Source organism: Bittarella sp. HCP28S3_D9 (assembly GCF_052065655.1).
Lineage (GTDB): Bacteria > Bacillota > Clostridia > Oscillospirales > Ruminococcaceae > Bittarella > Bittarella massiliensis.
This window is the reverse complement of sequence record NZ_JBQHTP010000030.1, coordinates 1-22,237: the sequence shown is the minus strand read 5'-3', so window position 1 is coordinate 22,237 and position 22,237 is coordinate 1. Positions and strand designations below refer to the sequence as shown.

Sequence of the window (22,237 nt, the reverse complement as noted above, 5' to 3'; positions counted from 1 at the left end):
GTCTACGCCCGACTACAGTCGCCCATCACGATCCTCGAGCAGCGCGGCGCTGCGCAGCTCGTACCCCGCCCAGCCGGGCACATCTACAACCTCGCAAAGGATCAATCATGACCATCACACCCAAACAGGCACGCGCACGCCTGGAACAGAAACCGGACGCTAACCGAATCGAGCGCCGCGCCTACCGCACTATCGCCGGGATGCAGTGGGAGTACGCCCCGCAAGCCCACCTCAACGGAGCCTGGAAACACTACACCGGATGGGGCAACCGTAGGCGACCGGAGCCGCCATTCAACACGCCAGCGCACACATTCGAGGTCGGCTGGTTCAACAGCGAAGAAGAAGCGCGACGGATAGCGCCACCGCCAGATTGGGCAGAATACCGCATCGTCCGCAGACTCGTATCCAAACCGGAGGTAGTCGAATGAGCTTCGCAATTTACGGCACGCTCATCGGCATCGGAGCGGGAATCGCAATCGGAACCGCAGCGACCTGGGACGAGCGCCGATCCCGCATCCTACGCATCACCATCACCGCCGCCATAGCCGGGGCTCTAATACTAGGAAGCTTCGGCGGATGCCTGGCATACACGACAGATACACTGCAATGCCCGCCAGGGCAAACCGAGGTGTACGCCGAAGAGAACCCACACGGCCTAAGCGGCTGCGTCCCCAACGACCTACTGAAAGACCTCAAATGACCGCCAACACCGACTGGCTCAACATCATCGCCCACACCTCCCGCATCCTCCACGACATCGTCGAGGGCCACCCCGTGTCCACAGCCGACCTCCACAAGGCCGCAGCCGTATCCGGCTGGATCGCCGAAACCCCACAAGCAGACCAAAACATCGTCGCCGAGTTGTACACAGACAGCACCCCGGAACGCCTCGCAGACTTGGGGCGCGCCTTCCTCGCCCTCGCCCTCAACCGCATGGAAGAACAGGAAACAGAATGACCATCACGCCAGACCAAGCAAAGACCCTCAGCTGCGACGACTACCCCCGCCCGTGGGAAATCGGCCAAGTGCCCGTCTTCGACCCATGGGATGACTACGAGGATGCCTGGTACGCAGGCCCCGCCATCGTCTACGACGAAGACATCGCACCCCTAGTCGCAGCCGCCCCGGTCATGGCCGAGCAAATCGCCGGAATGCAGTGGGAGTACGGCATCGATCGAGAAAACTTACAGTGCAACCACATCGACCAACCAAACGGATGCCGATTGACGATGTGGTGCCAGAGTCTCGACAGCGCTCGTGACGGAGTCGAGATCGCGCAGCAATCAGACCCTACCGCCCGCATCGTCCGCCGCCTCGTCGGACAACCAGAAGAGACACCACAACCACACCTGCTACAATCACACACAGGTGAGTCCACCAACGCGCTGCAACGCAAGGACCCACCATAAAGGGGCACATCAGAGAGATACCAAGTCCATCACCAAGAACCCCCGCGACAAGGTTCGGCAAAACCTCGCGGGGGTTCACCCATACCCACCCAAAAAAACAACAAACCAAAACAACAAAAAATTAAGATAACATCAAACCATGACAAAACTCGGACACACACAAACCATCCCCACCAACCAACTCCACACCCACCACAAGAACCCACGCCGCGGCGACGTCCAAGCGACCGCCGACTCCCTGCGCGTCAATGGGCAGTTCCGACCCATCGTTGTGAACCGGGGGACGCATACGGGCCGTCCGATGGAGGTGTTGGCTGGGAATCACACGTTAATGGCGGCGCGTGATTTGGCGGAAGAGGGGGTGTCGGACTTCGCGGAGTTGGACTGCTACGTCGTGGACGTGGACGAGGATCAGGCAACGCGGATCGTCCTGGCGGATAACCGCACGGCAGACATTGGCTCGTACGATAACGAGGAGCTGCTGGCCTTGTTGGAAACCCTGGGCGACGAGTTGGACGACGTTGGCTTCGTCCTGGACTACCGTGCTCTCGCGGGCTTCGGCGCGTGGTTGGACGAGAAGTTCGACCACCAGCACCTGAACGACCGGGTGGGCTTCAACCCAACAGCGGAGAACATGACCCGGTTGCTGTACGAGACCGCGCGGAACATGGGGCTCCCCGCCATAGCGGTGTCGTGGTCGGAGACTCCGAAGACGTGAGCGACGTACCGACCGAAGGGAACGCTGTGATGGACTACGACTACATGACCGCAATGCTCGACTGGCTCGACCAGCATCCCGAAGCGAATGTGGAGCGCCTACCCGTGTCGGAAGTGTTCGGCCCGACAATTCAAGGCGAGGGACCGCACGCCGGGCGGACGTGCCACTTCATCCGCCTGGGCGGCTGCAACCTATCCTGCTCGTGGTGCGACACCCCGTATTCGACGGGGCAGCACGGCATCCCGCTTTCAACCGTTCCCCGGGTGATGGTGGACGATGTGGTTGCGCAGATCCCCCACGGAGCGATGGTGGTGCTCACCGGTGGGGAGCCGCTGATGCACGCACGCCGCGCCGGGTTTAGGGCGCTGCTCGTCCGGTTGAAGAATCACGGGTGCGAGGTGCATGTGGAGACGAACGGCACGATTGTTCCCCATGAGCTCGCCCCATTGTTTGACCACATCACCGTGTCCCCGAAGCTCGGCGCTCCGATGCGGAACCAGCACCATAACCCCACCCTCGGGCAGTGGGATACGTGGGAGACCCCGTTCTGCTTCAAGTGGGTTATCGACGTGGGCCGGGACGAGGACGTTCCCGAAGCTGTTACGCGGGCGGTTGATCTGTCGTTAGAGCACGGCTGCGACCGTGGGGATGTGTGGGTCATGCCGGAGGGCGCGACCCCGGAGCTGCTGGCCCGCCGGTTCACCGCGATATGCGACGCAGCAGCCGAGCAGGGAATCAACGTTTCGCACCGACTCCACGCCCTCGCGTGGGGCGACAGCAAAGGACACTAGATTATGCACAGTTACACCGAGGATCAGATCATGGCGGCAGAGTCCGCGATCAGTGGGCTGCTCGCAGCCTTCAACATTGACGAGGGCGACCACACCGACAACACACCGCACCGCGTGGCGAAAGCATGGGCGGATGTGCTCGGCGGGTACACGGAGAACCCGGCGGATCACCTCGCCACGACATTCACCGCCCCCCAGAACCCGGGGCTGGTGGTGGTTCGGAACATCCGCATGCAATCAACCTGTGCCCACCACCTGTTGCCCATCACCGGCACGGCGACGGTCGCGTACCGGCCCCGCCCCGGCGAGCGGGTCGTCGGCCTGTCGAAGATCAACCGACTGGTGGACGGGTACGCGCGTCGGCTCCAAGTCCAAGAGAACATCACCGCGCAAGTCGTGGACGCTATCGCCGATCGGCTGAACCCGCTGTGGGTCGCGTGCGCAATCACCGCCGATTATGGGTGTATGACCCTCCGCGGAGTCCGCGACGAGTGCTCCGACACCATGACGTTCAACGAGTGGGGAGTGCGGGACAGCGCGGATGTGGATGCGTTCTGGGCGGCGCACGTGGGCGGTGGTCGCCGTGGCTAAGAAACGCCCCGGCCCGCGCGTCGGCATGACCGAGGAAGAACGGCTGCAGGAAATCGAAGAGATGCTCCGCCTACGCCGAATGGGCGCGTCCTATGAGGCGATCGGTCGTGAGTTCGGCCTGACCGCTCGGACTGTGTGGGGCAAGATTGACACCTACCTTAAAGAGACACCGAAGCACGAGGCGGCGCAGCTGCGTGTCATCGAGGGCCGGAAGCTAGACCACTACGAGTTGAAACTCCAGGCCGACATCAACAAGGGCGATGTGCCCGCGATTAATACCGCTATCCGCATCTCGGAGCGTCGGTGTCGCATGATGGGGCTGGACATGCCGCAGCAGCATGAAATCACGGTCAGCAAGGAGGAAGAGGCGTTGGCTGATCAGTTGGTCGAGGAGTTCCTGGAGGACTTCCGCCGGGCCGCGCGGGAGGATGAGGAACACGACACGGAGTCGGAGTCGGAGGTGTAACGGTGGTTCGAGAGCCAACCCGGTCGGAGATTCTCGGAGCATTCGACCGGCTAAGTGGAGAAGCGCGGATCATGGCGATGCGCCGCGCCGTCACCGCCCTGCGGAACAAGAACAACCGCATGAGGTTCCGCACGCCCGGCGAGTTGGCTATGAGCGTGGACCGGAAGATGCGACAGACCCCGGCCCTGGAGCTGATCGACAAGGAAATCGCTAAAGCCCTCCGCGATGGTGGTCGGCTGATCATCACCATGCCGCCGCAGGAAGGCAAATCAACCCGCGTGGCAATCTGGACACCCATCTGGGCGCTGATGCGGAACCCCGATTCCCGTATCGTCGTGGCATCGTATGCGGCTTCGCTGGCTCGTCGTAACGCCATGGCTTCGCGTGAGATCATCGCCCAGTACGGTTCGGGGGCTATTGATCCACTGTCGGGCGCGGCGATGCCTGACCGCCTTGGCCTGGCGCTGAACCCGAACCACCGGCAGGCGACATCGTGGTCGGTCCTCGGGGCGCAGGGCGGCGTGTACGCATCCGGCGTGTCCGGTTCCCTGACGGGTAGGGCGGCTGATGTGTTGCTGATTGACGACCCGTTCAAGAACCAGCAACAGGCCGACTCCGCCCGCGAGCGGGAGAAAGTCTGGGAGTGGTGGACTTCGGTGGCGCAGACTCGTCTCGCCCCCGGCGCTGCTGTGATCCTGATCATGTGCATGACGGGGGACACTCCCGTCCTCATGGCGGACGGGAGCGAGCGACCACTGCGGGATATTCGACCGGGTGATGAGGTGGCGACGTATGAGGGGGGACGGTTGACTACCTCCACGGTGAAAAACTGGCGAAACAATGGCCCTGATTCCATCTACCGGATTAGAATGAAATCGGGTGTAGAAGTCCGCGCAAACGCACGGCACCCCTTCCTGACCGTGAAGGACGGCAACGAAACATGGACGAGACTAAGAGACCTGAAGCCGGGCGACATCATCCGGAGGGCTACTGGGGAAAGTGGCGAGGAGTCACCTGCTCCGCAGAAGGGTGTGACAAGCCCGCGAAATGCAAGGGCATGTGCATGTCCCACTACAACCGGAAACGGTGGGCAGACGGACACCGGCCCCCGTCTGCCAACCCGGAATCCCGTAGAGCCGCCCGAGTCAAGCACCGATACGGAATCACTGCCGACGAGTACAACGCACTCCTGCAACAGCAAGGGGGACGGTGCGCGGTCTGCGGCGAGTACCCTACGCCCGGGAACACTCGCGCCCACTGGGACGGGAAGCTGTGCATCGACCACGACCACGAGACCGGTCGAGTCCGTGGCCTGCTCTGCAACGACTGCAACCTCGCCGTCGGGTACGGGAAGTCACCAGACGTCCTCCGACGGTCCGCTGACTACCTACAACGTCACTCCTGACGAGGTGGAGTCCATCACCCCCTGCGGGGTGGAGGACGTGTTCGATGTGCAGATCGACCGGACGGAGAACTTCATCGCCAACGGGCTCGTGAGCCATAACACCCGCTGGCATGAGGACGACCTCGCCGGGCGGTTGATCCAACATGATTTAAGACAGACTCCGGAGAACCGTCTATGGCGGGTGGTGAACATTCCCGCGGTGGCGGAGGAAGGTGTGCCCGATGCGCTCGGTAGACAACCGGGCGAAGCGTTGGTGTCGGCGCGTGGTCGTTCCCGCAGGGACTTCGAGACGATCCGGCGGAGCGTCGGCGAGCGCGTGTGGACAGCCCTATATCAGGGCGTGCCGACCCCCACCACCGGAGGTTTGTTCGCGGCCGAGGATCTGAACAAGCACCGCTGCCAGTCGTCGGACATCATCGGGCGTGTGGTGTCGGTAGACCCCTCGGACTCCGGCACGGGCGACGAAGCGGGCATCCTAATCATGGGCTGGGACGACTACGGCAACGTAATCGTGGAGGAAGACCACTCGGCCCCGATGACCTCGGCGACGTGGTCGAAGGAAGCGGTGTCGCTCGCGATCAGCACCGGGGCGGGCGACATCGTGTACGAGGCGTTCACGGCGGAGGCGACTTACCGGGCGGTGCTGGAGAACGCGTGGCATGATATTCACCGGCAGGCGGAACTGCTCCGCCAGACCGGCGGGGATACCGTCGCGGCTGCTCAACTATGGCATGACGAGGGGCGTGGCGGCGATGGGCTCGGCGCGATGCAGGAAACATTGGGCATTCTCGATTTGGTGCCTGTGGAGGATAGGATGCCGTTCCGGCTGGTTCCGTGGCGAGCCAGGGGCGATAAGACCGCCCGCGCGGCTGGTGCCCGGCAGGCATCGCAAACCGGCAGGCTGCGGATGCTCGGCGAGCACCGCGTGCTGGAGAACCAAATGAGAACATGGCAACAAGGCCAGGCATCACCCGACCGGGTCGATGCGATGGTCAATGGGTACGAACACATCCAGAAAACAATCGGTGTCACCACAAGCATCGCCTTCCCCGGCGAGTGGTAGGTAGGGAGAGATCATGGCGCACTACACGATCGGCTTGTGGGAACAGATGAAGTTCACGGATCTGTCCCCCACGGCGAAGCGTATCGTCGCCGCCGCGTGGATGAACCGTGGCAAACCACTGACCGAGGATGCTCGGCTCACCTCCGCCGACCGGGGGCGGATCGGCAAGATCATGGACGAGGAAGGCTTCGAGGTGCTGCAGGACATCCTCGCCACCACCGACGAGCTCCGTGCGGAGAATAGGCGACTCCGCCGCCGCCTAGCCGACGTTCAACGCGGACTGGTGGGCTGACCGGTGCTGATAGTCTAAGCGTGAGCTACATTCACCCATCATCAGAGGAAGTGACCCCCTATGGCCCACGTCATCATCATCGTGTGCGCCGCACTGCTCGGCGCTCGCATCACCCGGCTAATCACGGCTGACCAGATATTCCAGCCATTCCGAGACTTCGTCCTCCGCCGGTGGGGAGTCGAGTCCCAAGTGACGTACTTCGTCCACTGCCCCTGGTGCGTCGGCGTGTGGGTCGCGATCATCCTCGCCGTCGTCGCGTGGCTCACCGTCCCCGGCGACTGGCCCGTCACCGCGTGGTGGGGCATCCCCGGCATGGCCGCAGGTATGTCGTGGCTCAACGGGTTCACCGCCTACACCGCTAAGGGGGAGTAAGCCGTGGGCATCCTGAACAGTCTCACCGCATCGGTGAAGAAAATGGAAGTCGGAGTGCCGCAAAGCAACAGCAGCGGGTTTCAGGACGATAAGAAAAAGACCGCGTGGCAGGCCGAAGCCTGGGAGATGTATAACACCGTCGGCGAGCTATCGGCGGTGTGTCAGTGGATCGGATCATCCGCCGCCCGGGTGGGCTTGTACGCCGCGGATGTGGACCCCGACACTGGGCGTACCAACTCCCCGTCGGATAACCGCCTGGCTCGGCAGATCGTCCGCGATATCGGCGGCGGTGCGGAGGGAACAGCGGAGCTGCTGCGCCACGCAGCGACGTTGCTCACCGTCGTTGGCGAGTTCTACATCGCGATCATCACCGACGACAACACGGGCGAGGAACAGTGGTTGGTGATCCCCACGAATCACGTGTCGAAAACGATCCGTGGCGAGTGGGAGATCAAGCTGGGCGAGAAGAAGCACATCATCAACGACGACACCGAGTCGTTGTTCAAGGTGTGGATCAAGTCCCCGAACGAGCCGACGGAATCGCGGTCGTCGGTGCGGGCGGCTCTTCCGGTGCTTCGTGAGATCAGGGCGATGGATCGGATCATCGCGGCTGCTGCTCGGTCGCGCGTGTCGGGTAACGGCATTCTGATTGTCCCCGCCGAAGCGGAGCTCCCCCGCCGCCGACCGCCCCGCGCCGCCGACGCGCCGGGGCTTCCCCCACGCCCGGCCATGCCGACCCAAGAGGACGACGCGACCTCGTTCTCGAAGAGTTTATACACAACAATGAAGTCGGCGCAGGACGACCCGGACTCGCCCGCCGCTGTGACCCCTATCGTGGTGAAGGTTCCGTCGGAGCACGCGGCGCAGTTCCGTCACTTGACGTTGGACACCGGTATCGAAGCGAAGGCGGTGGACACGCGGGAGCGGGCGATCCGCCGCCTAGCGTTGTCGTTGGATGTGCCCCCGGAGGTGCTGCTCGGCATGGGCGACTCGACGCACTGGAACGCTGGCCTGGTGGACGAGTCGGCGCTGCGGCAGCACATTAGCCCGCTTGTGGAGGTCATTTGCGACAGTCTCACCGAGTCGGTGCTGCGCCCGTTCATGCCGGAGGGCGAAGCGGGGAGTGTCGCGGTCGCGGCGGATATGTCCGCGTTGGCGCAGAAGCAGGATAAATCGCAGGCCGCATTGGATGCGTTCGACCGTGGCGTGTTGTCCGCTGCCGCGCTCCGCCGGGAACTCGGGTTCAGCGAGGACGACGCGGACGACAAGGACTCGGATGTGGCTCGCCGCGCCCTGGCGGAACGGTTGGTGACGAAGGCACCGTCGTTGTTCCCCTACCTCGCGGAGGTGCTGGGCTTCGACCTCCCGCAGAACGTGTTGGACCGTCCGATTAGCTCGAATGTTGGTGCCCCGCTGCGGGCCGTTACGGCGGGGGGTGATCATGGTGGCGCGTAGTCGTTTCAGCGCGGAGCCGAACCGGGGGACTGACGAGCTCGTCGGTATCGTCACCGCTGCTGTGAAGGAGTGGATCGCCACGGTCCGGGAGGATGTGGATATGATCACCGCAGCCGGTGAGGAATGGGCTGGGGAGGTGACGGTGAACGTTATGCCCGCGCTGGGTGCGGAGTTCATCGCCACGGCGGCGGCGGACGCGCCGAACACGGGGTTCGTGTCCCCGGACGTGGCTATCCCCTGGCCGTCGGGTGTGTCCGGCCCGGCGACGGTCGCTGACCTTCTCGCGGAGATTCCCGCGACGTTCGCGGGTGTGGACCCGTCGCAGATCAGTTTCATCATCGCATCCCCGTCGTGGCGGCACCTGTTCGCGGACTACATGCGCACGACCGAGAACCTCGTGGTGGGAATGCAGGACACGGTGTTCCAGACGATGCAGGGTATCTTGTCGAAGGCTGGGACGGGCGGGAGTTTCGAGCAGCGGGAGCTGGTTAGGCAGTTCCTATCGTGGGATGCCGAAGGGGGCTATGAGGGGTGGATGCGCCGGGCGGAGCGGATCGCCCGGACGGAGCTTCATCAGGCCCGCACGGCGGCGGTTCACGCTTCCGCGACGATGACCGCCGATGCTGGTGTCCCGATGGTGAAAGTGTGGTCGGCGGCTCATGACGAGCGGACGCGGGTCGCGCACGCCGAAGCGGACGGGCAGACCCGCCCGGTGGACGAGCCGTTCGAGGTGGGTGGGGAGCTGCTGCGCTACCCCGGCGACCGGGCTAACGGCTCGGCGAAGAACACGATCCAGTGCCGCTGCACCGCGACCTACGTCGAGGATGAAATCGGCGCGGACATACCGTGGGCGACGCGGATCAATAGTATGAGAGACGTAGAGCGACAGATCAGGGAGTTAGATATGGATGCGTTGGCAGCTAGTGGCGCGAAGGGCCTGGAGTGGAAGGGCCGTCTCGCCCCGGTGGGTGAGCCGACCGGTGATGGTCGTATTTTCACGACCGATGGTGAGTTCCGGTTCCGGAAGTTTCCCCTTCCACTGCTGTGGCAGGAAACGACGAGCGAGGGCCACGACTCGTCCCGTATCGTCGGAACCATCGACCGGGGCGAGGTCACCCCGGACGGGTTCACGGCGGAAGGCACAATCTTCTCGGATGAGGATAAGGTCATCGCCCTGCTGGAGAAGGGCGTGATCCGCCCGTCGGTTGATTTGTGCGACATGCTTGCCGACACGTTTGAGGTGGAGGATGGTCCTCGGCTGGAGGTGCATTCGGCGACGATCATGGCGGCGACGTTGGTGGCGAAGCCCGCGTTCGAAAACGTGGGTATTCAACTCACCGGCGACGAGTCGGAGGTGGATACCGACGGCCTGGTCGCGTCGGCTGGTGCGGTGTTGGACCTGCCGAAATATGATTCGGCGGCGTTCGCTGACCCTGGCCTGGACGGGCCGACTCCGATTACCGTCACCCCGGAAGGGCGTGTGTTCGGGCACCTCGCGCTGTGGGATACGTGTCACGTCGGTCAGCCCGGTAAGTGCGTGACCCCGCCCCGTTCGGCGGCTGGGTACGCGCATTTCCACCAGTCCACGGTGCTCACCGATGATGGTCCGGTGGCGGTGGGCCGTCTGACTGTGGGTGGTGGTCATGCTGGTGTGCGCGCTGGTGTGCGTGCCGCTGCGGAGCATTACGACACGACCGGGTCGTGTTGGGCGTTCGTCCGCGCCGGTGAGGACGAGCACGGCATCTGGGTCGCTGGTGAGGTGAATCAGGACGCGCCCGCCGCGAAGCTCCGCGAAGCCGCGACCGCACCCCTATCTGGTGACTGGCGGCGCGTCGGCAACAGCTTGGAGCTCGTCGCTGCCTTGTCCGTGTCCACCCCGGGCTTCCCCGTGCGGCGGGAGTACGTCGCGGATGGTCAAGCCCTGGCGTTGTGCGCGTCCGGGTGGGCTGCTCCCGCTGTCGAGGAATTGTCCCCGGTGGATGCCGCCCGCGTGGCTGCTATGGATGCGGTGCGTGAGGTGTTCGCCGCCCTCCGCGCCGAAGGGAACTCCCCCGGTGAGCTTGCGCACGCGCCGGGGCTCCGCGAACGGTTCAAGGCCGCGCAGGGCGTCATCGGCTTCGACGTGGAGCCGGACGTGCCCGCCCGCTATCAGGCGGTGCGGGACATCATGGAAAGCAAGGAGGACTAACAATGGCTTGTGGAGCATGTGGCAGCGGAGGAAGCTTCACCCCGGCGACGTACACCGTCCGCTCAACCGACGCGGATGGTCAGGTGCAGGAGCAAACATTCCTGTCTAAGACGCAGGCGGTGATGTTCGCGTCGCGGAACGGCGGTGGGGAGATCATCACGAATAGGGGCGAAGCCCGTAGCTAGACTGTGGGAGGTGAGGGGCATGTCGCCCTGTACACTCCCGACGTAGAGGGACGAGAGACCGACAAGGAGACCAGATGAACACGCTGGATGACATTCTCAAGGCCGTGGCGAACATGCCTACCGACCCGGCGGAGATTGACAAGATCATCACCGCCGCTAAGGCGGTCTACGATAAGCTGACCGCCGACGCGGGCGATAACCCTACCGAGGAGCAGGTCGCCGCGTTGGAGAAGCTCGCGGAAGCCGTGACGCAGGCGCGTGCTGCTAAGGCCGAGGCCGCTAAGGCGGATGCCCAGGCCGCTATCCGAGGTCGCCGGGACCGCGCCGCCGCCGCTGCTGCCGCGTTCGCGGATGATAGCGACGAGGGTGGTTCCGACGATTCCGAAGAGTCCGAAGGGGCCGACGGTGAGCAGGACAGCACCGATGATTCCGACGACTCCGACGAGTCCGAGGATGACGACGCGGGCGAGTCCACCAACGAGGATGATTCCGACGACACCGATACTGACGAGAAGGAGTTCGCTGTGAAGCGACGCTACGGCGGAGCCACCGCCGGTTACCGGGGCGAAGCAAAGTCCACCACCCCGTTCACCCTCGACCCCGCCGCGCCGAACTTCAAGTCCGGCGAAGCAACCTTCCTCGACTTCGCGGAAGCGTTCAACGGCATTTCGTCCGGTCGCGCCCTGCGCGCCACGACCGTCGGCCAGCAGACCCAATCTCACTTCGGACACATCCGCCGCGACCTCCCGACCGAACTCGTCGCATCCGACGAGGCGAGCCTGGTCGCCGCGATTGACCACGCCACCGACGAGTCCCGCCTTGACGGCGGTTCCCTCGTCGCGGCTGCTGGATGGTGCGCCCCATCCGAGACCATTTATGATTTCCTGCCCACCCCGGCTGCGGCGAACCTGTTCTCCCTCCCGGAGATCAGCCTGTCCCGCGGTGGTTTGCGCTACCCGGTGGAGCCGGACTTCTCGACGCTGTACGCCACCAACCGCGGCACCATGACCGAAGCGCAGGCGATCAGCGGCCAGACCAAGGACTGCATCGAGATTCCCTGCGCCGAGATGCAGGAAGTCCGCATGGATGTCCTGTGGACGTGTGTCACGTCGAATCTGCTGGCTAACACCGGCTGGCCGGAGCTGACCGCGAAGTTCCTGGAGAACGCCACGAAGGGTCACCTCCACCGCCTATCCGCCGCCCGTCTGGCGAAGGTCATCGCCCTGTCAAAGAAGGTCGCCGTGGGTGTGCCTGCCCTGGGCACCGCGGGCACGGTGCTGAACAGCATCGAGCTCCACGCGGAGACGCTGCGCCAGAAGTTCCGCCTGGGCACCTCCACCCTGGAGGGTGTCGCCCCCGCATGGCTGCGATCCATCCTCCGCGCCGATTTGGCGTACCGCGATGATGTCCTCCCGGAGCGTGTGACTGACCAGATCCTCGACCAGCACTTCGCGGACCGTGGCGTGCGCTTCCAGTGGGTCGATGATTACCAGCCGCTCAACGGCGACCCGGCATCCGCTGGCTACCCCGCCGAGGTGAAGGTGCTGCTGTACCCCGCTGGCACGTTCTTCTCCGCCGTCCAGAACGTCGTGAACCTCGGCGCTATCTACGACAGCACTGGCCTGTCCAAGAACCAGCGCACCGAAATGTTCCTGGAGGATGGTTTCGCCGTGGGCCAGCGTGGCTACGAGTCCCGCGAGCTGACCATCCCCGTCGCGATCAACGGCCAGGTTGGCCTGCGTCACGCGACAAACCCCGCCGTCCCCGCAGAGTAACCTAACCGGATCGTAGAAAGGAGGTGTCGGCATGGCAACAGTTGTGAAGCCGATGCAGTTCGTCGGACGCGCCCCGCTGCCGACCCCGTCGCGATCTGGCCTGTACGCGGTAGCTCAATTCGTGGACGTGGAGCGCCCCGTCATTCACGGGGTGGAGGTCAGCGTCCCATCCATCGGCGGTCATGGTCTATGGCCGGAGCCGTGCAACCCCGGCCAGGGGCCGAAGCACGGCGGTAATTCCGCAACGTTGATGCAGTTCCCCGGTAACGCTGTGTGGGCTGCGGAAGAGTGCGCCGCCGTGGGTCTTTCCGAAGCGGAGTTGTCCGCCCGGGCGGTGGAGAAACTTAAGGCGGTTGAACCGATTGATGTGGAGCGGCATTTCGCCGCGCTGCTGAAAAAGGAGCCGAACACCGCGTCGAGTATCCCGCAGGCCGAAGCGACGATGCTGGCCGAGGGATTGACCCCGACGGTGCATGTCCGCCCGTCGGACCTTCCCCGTCTGATTGAGTCCCGGCAGGTCATCTCGACTGCTGGTGTGCTCCGCACGATCATGGGGAGCCCCGTGGCGGCGGGCGCGGGGTATGAGACTGACCTGGACGGCACCTACGTCACCGGATCTGTGACGGTGTACCGGAACCAGATCGAAACTCATAACAGTTTCACCCCGGCGACGAACCTCCGGTTCACCGTGGCGGAGCGTGCCTTCGCCGTGGTGTGGCTGGGTACTTCTATCAAAATCAACGAAGGGAGCTAGCGGTGGCTGGCGTAATTTTCGAGACTGACGGTGATGTGGTGACGGTGTCGCCCATCATGGGTCGGCAGCAGGATTTCCAAGATGTAGCGGCGAAGCTCGTCGCCGCTGGCGAGGTTCAGACGGTCACCGCATCGCGTGGCGTGGCGCTCCGCGTCACCCGCGATACCGCTGTGGCGGCTGGTGTCCTCGAAGAGGATAAACCGGCGGCTCGGTCCGCCAAGAAAACGACTACTAAGAAGGACGGCTAAACAATGGCTGCAATCAACCAAGCACTCCCGGTTATTAAGGGCTTCCGGATGCGCGCGACCCGCGTGGGCCGCTGCGGACTCCCCCTAAAGGGCCCGAAGAACCAGATCGTCACCGACGGCTTCATCGAGTTCGGCATGGAGCGCGAAACCTCCGATGGTGACGACATCGAGCAGAAGAACGCGTCCGGTGTCGTGTGCGCGACCGACCGCACCGAAGACCAGTTCAAGCGCTACAACCTCACCCTCCAGTTGTGCGGCATTCAGCCGGACTTGCTGACGATGTTCACCGACCAGGCGGCGGTTCTCGACGCTGACGGCGACACCGCGGGTTTCCTACAGCAGACCGGTGGCAACACTTCCGGTTCCGTGGCGCTGGAGCTGTGGGCCGGTACTGGCGGCGGTGATGACTGCGAGGTGCCGGAAAACGACGACATTTTCAAGTCTGTTGAGGGTGGTAAGACTGGCGGTCAGTGGTGGTACATCCTGCTCCCCTGGGTGCGTGGTGCTACCCTGGGCGACCTGACCATCAACGGCACCGACGCGGCGGAGGTTACCGTGTCGGCGTACACCGGCAGCGGTGCTCATTGGGGCCAGGGTCCCTATAACGTCGTGCCGGGTGCGGATGGTAGCGCGGGTCGCCTGCTCGCCCCGGTGCCTGCTCGCACCCACCTGTTGATGCAGCGCACCACCATCGCACCCCCGGAGGTGACGAAGGGCGCGGTGGAGCTTACCGTGCCGTCCCCGTATTTCTCCGCTGCCTAATCATCCGGTATAGTGGTGGGTGGTGGCCCTACCGATTAGGGTCGCTGCCTCCGCTTCCAGATGTTGCGGTGGTGACAAGAAACCATTTTTTCTTGCGCGTACCCATGATTCCCCCGCTGTCCACTCACGGCGGGGGATTCGTGGTTGTATGCTGGTGGTGCGATGCTGCTTCACCGTCGGGTGTTTTCAACCGCTGTGGTGCTCGGCGGGGAGTTTGCCGCCCGGCTGGTGGGCAGTATCGCGCCGAGAATGAGGGATTGTCCGAATGAGCCCCGTTCCTGGTTGATGATGGTGTGGAGACCGTCGCCCCTTGTGGCCTTGTGATCTCGTTGTCTTGTGGTGAGCAGCGATTGATCCGGCGTATGGGTGCGGAGGACCATCATTACCCGGGGGCGGGGTTTATTCGTTTCCCGACCCGGGGAGGGGTGTCGTGGTTGGTAGCATTACCGGTATGAGTGACCTTTGCGAGTGGCCGGTAGACATGTCGTGCTTCCCCCCTATCCCGGAGGGTAAAGAGGATGTGGCCCGCCTGGCTGTGGATACGGCTACGGAGATTCTGTGGGCGCTGACGGGTCGGCAGTTCGGGGTGTGCCCGGCGGTGTATCACCCGGGGGTTGAGCAGTGTTTGCGGTGCGAGCCGACGCTGTGGCGGGGCGAGTGGTTCAACGTGGATGTGTCCACAGCGGAGTGTATGCGGATCGTGCTGCCCGGCCCGGTGTTCGAGGTGACTCGGGTGGAGCTTTCGGACGGGTCCGATGGTGAGTTCGCGGTGTCGGGGGATGCGGTGGTGGTGCGTGGGGCTCGCCCGACGGCGATTCACTACCAGCGGGGTATTCCCGCGCCCCCCTCGGCGGGGTTCATGGTTGGCAGGCTCGCGGCGGAGCGGTATCTACAATGTGTCGATTCCGGGCGGTGCCGACTCCCCAAATACGCCACGCAGGTGACCCGGCAGGGAGTGTCGGTGCACATGGCCGACCCGGCGGAGGTTATTGGGGAGGGGCTCACCGGCCTGCCGGAGGTTGATTCGTGGATACGGTCGGTGAACCCTAACGCACTAGCGGAGGACTCGGAGGTGCTCGGATAATGGCGAGGACCGATCAGGTGTCCGCCGCGCTGGTGCGGTGGATGGATAAAGCGTTCAACGATTCCGAGGCCCCACCGGTCGGTGGCGTGTCCGGGGGGACGGAGCTCCGCCCCGGCGTGAGTCTCCCCGCGTTGGACAATTTCGACACGTGCGTTCTCGCGTGGGTCATGTCCGGCATTAGGTTCCGGACGGAGACGTTCCCGTCGCCCGCGGAGATTCCGCAGTGCGGTGGGCGGCTCGCCGTCGAGTTCACCGTCGGCATCGCCCGATGTTCCGAAGCGTTGGGTGATGGTGGTGTCCTCCCGTCGATTGAGACGATGGAGCGGGAGTTCGCGATCCAAGAGGACGACAAGGACCGGTTGTGGGCGGCGACGTGCCGGGCGGCGAAGGAGCTGGAAATGGAGCATCACGTCCGCTCGTCGGCGTTGTACCCGGTTGAGGTGTACGGCCCGGAGGGTGGCACCGTGGCCGTGTACCGGTCCATAATTTTCGAGTTGATGTAGGAGATCAATCATGAGCAACAGTTTCAACATTCGTATCCGCTGGGTCCGCAACGTCATGGGCTGGCAGCGTGGAGACGAGACGACCGTTACCCGCACGGCCTATATTGACAACCTAATCGCTAATGGCATGGTGGTTGTGGTGGAGGATTTCGCTCCGCAGCCCCCGGCGGAGAACGCGACCCGGGCGGCGTGGGCGGAGTTCCTGACGAAGATGGGGATTGACTTCCACGAGCAGACCCCGCGCCGTGATTTAATCCGCATGTGGGATGACCGCACCGCCCCGGCTGCGGTGGACGATGGGAACCCGTCCGATGCCGAGTAGCGGTATCGTTTTCACCCCGAACCGGGCCGGCATAGCGGAGGTCACGGCGGGCGCGGCTGGGCCGGTGTTCAAGCTGGTGCGTAAAGCCCAGGCGGAAACACAACTCGTCGCGAACCGGATTACCCCCACGGATACTGGTCGTCTCCGCGGCGCGAATGAGACCACGCCGATTGTGGTGCAGGGAACGAAGGTCGTCGCCGGGGTGGAGAACAAGACGTCGTACGCAATGTTCGTTCATGAGGGCACGCGGGCGCATGTGATTGAGCCGAGGAATAAACGCGTCCTCGCGTGGGTGCCGCGTGGCGGGACGGTGCGGTTCGCGAAGCGGGTGCATCACCCGGGGACGAAGGCGCAGCCGTGGCTCGCGAAATCGGCGGAGCTCGCAGCGAGCCGGAACGGGTTCACCTTCCGGAAATCGTGATAAGTTGGTGTGGAAACACACCACACATATCCCCTAATGGAGGAATCATGGCAAACGATAAGGCAGCGGCGTTCAAGGCCGATGTGGAGTCCGCGGAGGATCGTCGGGAGCAGCTCCGACGCGAGCTCGCGGAGCTCGACGGTGATGCGGATGCCCCGGTTGCGGAACATGGAGATTTGAGCGTCGATTCGTTTGACGGCATCGACCCGGAGACGGTCGAGGTGGAGTCGAAGATGCTGGGCCGGACGCTGCTGGTGACCCGCCCCACCTCGGCCGAGATGACGCTGTTCGCATCGGATGTGTCTTCGCGCCTGATCAATGATGTGCAGCGCACCGCGATCATGTCGGACTTCTGCCAGACTCATATCGACCCGGAGGATTTCCTAGCGTGGCGTGACGAGGTGCTACGCCGCGGTTCGTCCCTGTTTTTTTATGAGTCCATCGCGGCGATGGTGGACATGCTCGAAGAGCTCGTCGTGGATAACGACTCGGAGCAGGAGTGGGAGTCGTTCGCGAACCGGCAGGAACGCCGGAAGGCGGAGCGGGAGAAGGCGGCTCGTCAGAAGGCCCGCGAAGCGAAGTTGCGTAAGCGTTAGGCCGTGGCGCTGATCGTTCGCGCGTACAGCCGGGACTGGGAGTTTTCGTCTCCCGGCCCGGCTGTCGCTCTACGTATCCACGAGCTGGCGGGCATGAGCCCGAATGACCAGTACCTAGAAATAGTGGACATCGTCGTGGAGCACCTATCAGACGACGATGCGGTTTGGTTCGACGCGCGGGGTAAATACGAACTGCCGGAGGATGCCCCGGCGGAGCTGCTGATCGAGTGGCTGGAAGCGGCGACGGGTAAGCCGTTCTCGGCGGTGGCTGCGTTGTCGTCGGCGTTGGTGGAGAGCTGGGCGCAGGTTCGGGGCCGGTTAATCACGTCGGGCATCCCGGAGCCGATGGTGCAGATCCGGCAACTCGGGTCGATGCTCGACGCGGTAGAGTTCATGATCCTAGAGTCCCACAAGGACGACAAAGAGAGAGCGCGGTATCGGCAGAAGGTTTACAAGCCGCGTGTCAAGACCGGGGCAATTGAGAAGCCCGCGGGGTTCGACCCGTCGGACATGGCGGCGCAGGCGGCGATGCTGGAAGCGCTGGACGCTTAGCACGGTAGAGTATGGGGCGTAGGATCGGGAGGTTCATGGTATGGCGACTGTCGGCACGGCGCGGGTGACGATTGAGGCTGATTTCAGCAGGTTCGAGCAGGACGTTCAGACGTTCTTCAACCGCAGCGGCAAAGCGGCGGGGGATGCCCTCAACCGGGGCGTGAAATCGGGTGCCGATGCGGCGCAGAAGTCCGTGAAGGACGTGGGCACGGAGTTCCAGAATGTTGCATCGTCCGCGTCCTCGGCGGGGCGTGATGCGTCGTCGTCGTGGGCGGCGGAGATGGGGAAGGTTGGCACGTCGACGCAGAAGTCCGCGGCGGTGGCTTCCTCGGCGCTGACTGATCTGTCGGGTAAGGGCGCGTCGGCGGCGAGCCGGGTGTCGTCGTCCTGGGCATCGAACATTAGTGGTGTTGCGTCCTCGACATCCTCGGCTGCGTCGGCTGCGTCGTCCTCGTTGGATGGTGTGGGACGGGCCGCGTCGGGTGCCGCTTCTGGTATCCGCGTGTCCTTCGCGAACGGCTTCGGCGGTGTCGCGTCGGCTGCGTCCGGGATGGTGAGTCGCGTGTCCGCGACGATGGGTAGCGTGGCTTCCTCGGCCCGTGGCGCGGCGGAGTCGATTAAAACGTCCATCACCAACGCACTGAAGGAGTCGGAGCAGACCGCTGACCGCGTTCCGAGCGCTATCGGCAGGATCGGCGTGGCCGTGGGCGCTATCGCCGGGCCTATGGCGATCCTAAAGGGCGGGTTCGACCGCCTGATGAACATCCAGCGTGCCGAGGTGATGTTCAAATCCGTGGGCCTGTCGGCGGAGCAGACGAAGAATCAAATGGCGAAGCTGACCGAGCAGGTGACGGGAACGTCGGTGTCCTTGGCGGATGCGGCGAAGTACTCCGCTATGTTCGCGCAGTCTGGTGTGGAGCTCGGCAAGCCGATGGACTCCGCGATCCAAGCGTTCACGGCCCTATCGTCCATCGCGGAGGGCTCGGGCGTGGACGTGGGGCGTGTGATGCAGCAGATCAGCGCCCAGGGCAAGGTCACGGGCGAGGACATGGCGCAAATGGCCGACGCTGGTGTCAATGCGACGAAGTACCTCGCGGACAGCATGGGCATGTCCCAGGCTGATGTAAAGAAGGCAATCTCGGACGGCAAGATTTCGTTCGAGGACTTCGTCACGGCTATCAATAAGGGCACGGGGTCGCTGGCGAAGGATATGGGGCAGACCCTCCCGGCGAAGATTGCGAACTTCAAGACCTCACTGTCCGCGTTCGGCGCGACGCTGCTGGAACCCATGATCGGCCCGATGACGAAGGCTGTGGAGTTCCTCACCGGCGTGTTCAAGGGGCTGAACCAGCCGATTAAGGACTTCGTGACGTGGCTCGGCGAGGGGTCGCTGGCGGCGGATGCCTTCAAGGGTGTAATGATCGTAGTTGGTGGTGTCGTCGCGGGTGCCGTGTCGCTTATGGCGGTCGGCGCGTTGGCTTCGCTAGGGAGCATGATCGGCGGGTTTGTCCTGGGCGGACTGCAGGCCACCATCACCGGGGCGAAGATGGTCGCGGCGGCGTGGACGACCGTTGCTGGGTGGGCTAGGGCCGCTGGTGCTATGGCGATTCAGGTGGCGAAGATGATCGGTCAGTGGGTCATGCTGGGCGGTCAGGCACTTGTGCAGGCCGGGCGTGTCGCCGCCGCATGGATCATGGCCGCGCCGAAGAACCTGGTGCAGTACACGATAGCGTTCGTTCAGATCATCGCCGGGTGGGTGCGCATGGCTGCGGTGGCGACGGTTCAGGCTATTAAGGCTGGGGCTGCGTGGATCATAGCCGCCCCGAAGAACCTGGGCACGTATGCCCGCGCGTTCGGCGCGATGATCGCCGGGTGGGGACAAGCCGCCGGTGCCGCTATCGTGAACGCTGGGCGCATCGCCGGGGCGTGGATCATCGCCGCCCCGAAGAATCTTGGAGCCGGTGTCAAGGCGTTGGGCATGATAGCCGGTGGGTGGGTCCGCGCGGGCATCGCCGCCGTCGCGAACGCCGCTGTTATCGCCGGGTCGTGGCTCGTTGCTATGTGGCCGGTGGCCCTCGTCATCGCCGCTATCGTCGGCATCATCGGTGTGTTCAAACTTCTGTGGGATAACGTCGCCGGGTTCCGCGAGTTCTGGCAGGGCGTGTGGGACGGCCTTGTCAATGTGGTGGCTACCGCGTGGACGTGGATCAAGAACATCATCGTCGGGACGTGGGACGCGATCGTCGGCTGGTTCCAGTCCGGCTGGGTGCAGGCAGTGTGGCAGACCCTCGTGGATGGGGCGCAGGCCGCGTGGAACATCATCACGGCGGTGTGGGGCGGCTTGGTTGATTTCTTCGGCGGGATCTTCTCTGGACTCGCAACCGCGTTCAGCGCCGTGTGGGACGTCATCGGTACTGCGTTTATGTGGGTGTGGGAGTCCGTCCTATCGCCCATCTACACTTGGATTGCTGACACGTGGGGACGCATCGCGGAGATCATCGCCCCGGTGTGGGACACCATCACCGAGAAGGTCGCGGCGTTCGGGTCGTGGTTCATGGACTTCTGGAACACGACGCTGTGGCCTATCGTGTCGCAGGTCGTGGACTTCTTCAAGCGGATTGGTGAAGCGGTCGGCGGGTTCATCTCGGATCATTGGCCTGTTCTGCAGAAGGTGCTGATGATCATTGGTGGTGTGTTGCTCACGCCTATCATCATTGGTCTTGGTCTGGTCGTCGGCGCGATCGTCGCGGTCGTGACGATCGTTGGTGTGGTCATTGGTGCCATCACCGGGCTCATCTACGTGCTGGTGCAGCTCCCCGGGTGGATTAGCCAGGCCGTCACCGCGATCAAGGACTGGTTCGGCCAGGCGTGGCAGTGGACGAAGGACAAGTTCGCGGCAATGGGCGATGCCGTGTCCGGGTGGTGGCGTGATCACGTCGCGCCGTTGCCGGGGCGGGTGGGTCAGGCTATCGGCGGGGTAATTGATTGGTTCAAGGGCCTGCCGGGGCGTATCCGCGGAGCCCTGTCGGATGCTGGGTCGTGGCTAATCGACACCGGCAAGAACATCGTCCAAGGTCTGATCAACGGCATGACTTCCCTCGCCGGGAAGATCGGCAGCTACTTCCTCGACAAGATTCCGGGGTGGATCCGCAAGCCGTTCGAGTCGGCGCTGGGTATTCACTCCCCGTCGCGCGTGTTCGCGGGCTACGGCGAGAACATCGGGCAGGGCCTAATCAATGGCGTGCAGTCTATGGCTGGGAGCGTGAAGGGCGCGGCGCAGAGCTTGGCAAACTCGGCGGCTGATGTGTCGCTGCCGGAGGTCGCGGCCCCCACGGTCGCCGCCCCGGTGGTTCCCGCCCCGGTGCCCGGAATCGCGGTAGACAGTGTCGCCCAGATGCCCGGTGATGGTGCCGCCCTGGGCGCGATGATGCAGCAGCAGCAGGAGTCGATGCTGGCGTGGGGAGCCACCGCGCAGCAGCAGACCGGCGAGGTGGTGAACCCCGCCCTCGCGAGCGTCGGCACGACCGCGCAGACCATGAACGACACGCAATTCCAGCCGGTGATGCTGGGTATGCAGACCGCAATGTCCGCGACCGGCTCGGCGGTGTTGGCTATGACGAGCATGGCGTGGACCCCGGCGATGCTGGGGATGCAGGCCGCGTCGAACGCTACTGGCGCTAACACGTCGTGGAATGCTTACGGCGTCGTGAACCCCGCGTTGTTCAGCATCGCGAACACCGCGTGGAATGTTCTCAACACGGGCGTGAACCCCGCTATGGCTGGTATCCGCGGGGCGCTGACGTACACGGCGAACACGTTCGGGTGGGCTGCTGGCAACATCGCGCAGCAGTGGAATCAGGTGCGTGAAGCCACCGCCCGCCCCGTCCGCTTCGCGATCCAGTCGGTGTTTAACGACGGCATCGTCGGGATGTGGAACTCCGCGTCCGAGTTGCTCGGGACACAGAAGATGGCCCCGTACCCCGTACGGTTCGCCATGGGCGGTGCGGTGCGCGGCCCGGGTGGGCCGAAGGACGACAAGATCCCCGCGCTGCTGTCGAACCACGAGTACGTCCTCAACGCTAAGGCCGTTCGGAACATCGGCGTGGATAACCTCAACGCCCTGAACTCGGGTGGGTATCGCGTCGCCCCGCAGGTCCTCCGCGACCCGGAGAAGCGCCGGGCGATGCTGCGCGACAAGACGTTCACGAACGTTGCGGCGCGGTATCAGGGCGGCGGTCTGGCGGAGGGAACCCCGGCGTGGAAGGCGCTGCTCCGCGGATACAAC

The 22,237-nt window shown here is 64.0% G+C and carries 24 protein-coding genes; all 24 read left to right on the top strand.

Annotated features, from left to right (window positions below; genetic code table 11):
* Positions 1–107: 107 nt before the first annotated feature.
* Positions 108–428, top strand: a complete 321-nt coding sequence (locus ACTNAU_RS12495) for a hypothetical protein (RefSeq protein ID WP_435546304.1) — start codon at positions 108–110, stop codon at positions 426–428.
* Positions 425–700 (top strand): hypothetical protein, encoded by a 276-nt coding sequence (locus ACTNAU_RS12490; protein WP_343095450.1) that lies wholly within the window; start codon positions 425–427, stop codon positions 698–700. Before ACTNAU_RS12495 ends, ACTNAU_RS12490 begins: the two co-directional genes overlap by 4 nt.
* Positions 697–957, top strand: a complete 261-nt coding sequence (locus tag ACTNAU_RS12485) for a hypothetical protein (RefSeq protein ID WP_441031748.1) — start codon at positions 697–699, stop codon at positions 955–957. Before ACTNAU_RS12490 ends, ACTNAU_RS12485 begins: the two co-directional genes overlap by 4 nt.
* Positions 954–1,409, top strand: a complete 456-nt coding sequence (locus ACTNAU_RS12480) for a hypothetical protein (RefSeq protein WP_441098599.1) — start codon at positions 954–956, stop codon at positions 1,407–1,409. Before ACTNAU_RS12485 ends, ACTNAU_RS12480 begins: the two co-directional genes overlap by 4 nt.
* A 139-nt stretch (positions 1,410–1,548) precedes the next feature.
* Complete coding sequence (locus ACTNAU_RS12475; protein ID WP_441031751.1) at positions 1,549–2,127, top strand: 6-carboxytetrahydropterin synthase; 579 nt, start codon at positions 1,549–1,551, stop codon at positions 2,125–2,127.
* A gap of 29 nt (positions 2,128–2,156) precedes the next feature.
* On the top strand, positions 2,157–2,918 hold the full coding sequence (locus ACTNAU_RS12470; RefSeq protein ID WP_441031753.1) for a 7-carboxy-7-deazaguanine synthase QueE: 762 nt from the start codon (positions 2,157–2,159) through the stop codon (positions 2,916–2,918).
* Between the two features lie 3 nt (positions 2,919–2,921).
* Positions 2,922–3,509: a GTP cyclohydrolase I gene (gene folE, locus ACTNAU_RS12465; protein WP_441031755.1), complete on the top strand. Its 588-nt coding sequence runs from the start codon at positions 2,922–2,924 to the stop codon at positions 3,507–3,509.
* Positions 3,502–3,975, top strand: coding sequence for a hypothetical protein (locus ACTNAU_RS12460; RefSeq protein ID WP_441031757.1), 474 nt, complete (start codon positions 3,502–3,504; stop codon positions 3,973–3,975). Before folE ends, ACTNAU_RS12460 begins: the two co-directional genes overlap by 8 nt.
* A gap of 71 nt (positions 3,976–4,046) precedes the next feature.
* Positions 4,047–6,443, top strand: coding sequence for a terminase large subunit domain-containing protein (locus ACTNAU_RS12455; RefSeq protein ID WP_441031759.1), 2,397 nt, complete (start codon positions 4,047–4,049; stop codon positions 6,441–6,443).
* Between the two features lie 13 nt (positions 6,444–6,456).
* Entirely contained in the window at positions 6,457–6,735 is a 279-nt protein-coding gene (locus ACTNAU_RS12450; protein WP_432490318.1) for a hypothetical protein, read from the top strand.
* A gap of 60 nt (positions 6,736–6,795) precedes the next feature.
* Positions 6,796–7,107 carry a hypothetical protein gene (locus ACTNAU_RS12445; RefSeq protein ID WP_343095454.1) on the top strand — a complete coding sequence of 104 codons (312 nt, stop codon included), beginning with the start codon at positions 6,796–6,798 and terminating at the stop codon, positions 7,105–7,107.
* A 3-nt stretch (positions 7,108–7,110) separates the two neighbouring features.
* Positions 7,111–8,562: a hypothetical protein gene (locus ACTNAU_RS12440; protein ID WP_441052907.1), complete on the top strand. Its 1,452-nt coding sequence runs from the start codon at positions 7,111–7,113 to the stop codon at positions 8,560–8,562.
* Positions 8,549–10,750, top strand: coding sequence for a phage head morphogenesis protein (locus tag ACTNAU_RS12435; RefSeq protein WP_441098600.1), 2,202 nt, complete (start codon positions 8,549–8,551; stop codon positions 10,748–10,750). The genes ACTNAU_RS12440 and ACTNAU_RS12435 overlap by 14 nt, the downstream gene beginning before the upstream one ends.
* A gap of 259 nt (positions 10,751–11,009) precedes the next feature.
* Entirely contained in the window at positions 11,010–12,710 is a 1,701-nt protein-coding gene (locus ACTNAU_RS12430) for a major capsid protein (protein ID WP_441031765.1), read from the top strand.
* A 31-nt stretch (positions 12,711–12,741) separates the two neighbouring features.
* The gene (locus ACTNAU_RS12425) at positions 12,742–13,464 is read left to right on the top strand and encodes a hypothetical protein (RefSeq protein ID WP_441031767.1); all 723 of its coding nucleotides are present in this window, start codon (positions 12,742–12,744) and stop codon (positions 13,462–13,464) included.
* A 2-nt stretch (positions 13,465–13,466) separates the two neighbouring features.
* On the top strand, positions 13,467–13,712 hold the full coding sequence (locus ACTNAU_RS12420; RefSeq protein WP_343095443.1) for a hypothetical protein: 246 nt from the start codon (positions 13,467–13,469) through the stop codon (positions 13,710–13,712).
* A 3-nt stretch (positions 13,713–13,715) separates the two neighbouring features.
* Positions 13,716–14,474: a hypothetical protein gene (locus tag ACTNAU_RS12415; RefSeq protein ID WP_441031769.1), complete on the top strand. Its 759-nt coding sequence runs from the start codon at positions 13,716–13,718 to the stop codon at positions 14,472–14,474.
* Positions 14,475–14,904: 430 nt separating this feature from the next.
* Positions 14,905–15,558 (top strand): hypothetical protein, encoded by a 654-nt coding sequence (locus ACTNAU_RS12410; protein WP_441052903.1) that lies wholly within the window; start codon positions 14,905–14,907, stop codon positions 15,556–15,558.
* Positions 15,558–16,061: a hypothetical protein gene (locus ACTNAU_RS12405; protein WP_441031773.1), complete on the top strand. Its 504-nt coding sequence runs from the start codon at positions 15,558–15,560 to the stop codon at positions 16,059–16,061. Before ACTNAU_RS12410 ends, ACTNAU_RS12405 begins: the two co-directional genes overlap by 1 nt.
* A 10-nt stretch (positions 16,062–16,071) precedes the next feature.
* Positions 16,072–16,383: a hypothetical protein gene (locus ACTNAU_RS12400; RefSeq protein ID WP_441031775.1), complete on the top strand. Its 312-nt coding sequence runs from the start codon at positions 16,072–16,074 to the stop codon at positions 16,381–16,383.
* A 64-nt stretch (positions 16,384–16,447) separates the two neighbouring features.
* Entirely contained in the window at positions 16,448–16,804 is a 357-nt protein-coding gene (locus ACTNAU_RS12395) for a hypothetical protein (RefSeq protein WP_441031776.1), read from the top strand.
* Positions 16,805–16,851: 47 nt separating this feature from the next.
* On the top strand, positions 16,852–17,400 hold the full coding sequence (locus ACTNAU_RS12390; RefSeq protein WP_441031778.1) for a hypothetical protein: 549 nt from the start codon (positions 16,852–16,854) through the stop codon (positions 17,398–17,400).
* Positions 17,401–17,403: 3 nt separating this feature from the next.
* Positions 17,404–17,952 carry a DUF7240 domain-containing protein gene (locus ACTNAU_RS12385; RefSeq protein WP_441031780.1) on the top strand — a complete coding sequence of 183 codons (549 nt, stop codon included), beginning with the start codon at positions 17,404–17,406 and terminating at the stop codon, positions 17,950–17,952.
* A gap of 40 nt (positions 17,953–17,992) precedes the next feature.
* A partial coding sequence (locus ACTNAU_RS12380; RefSeq protein ID WP_441098598.1) for a tape measure protein occupies positions 17,993–22,237 on the top strand: 4,245 nt, incomplete at its 3' end.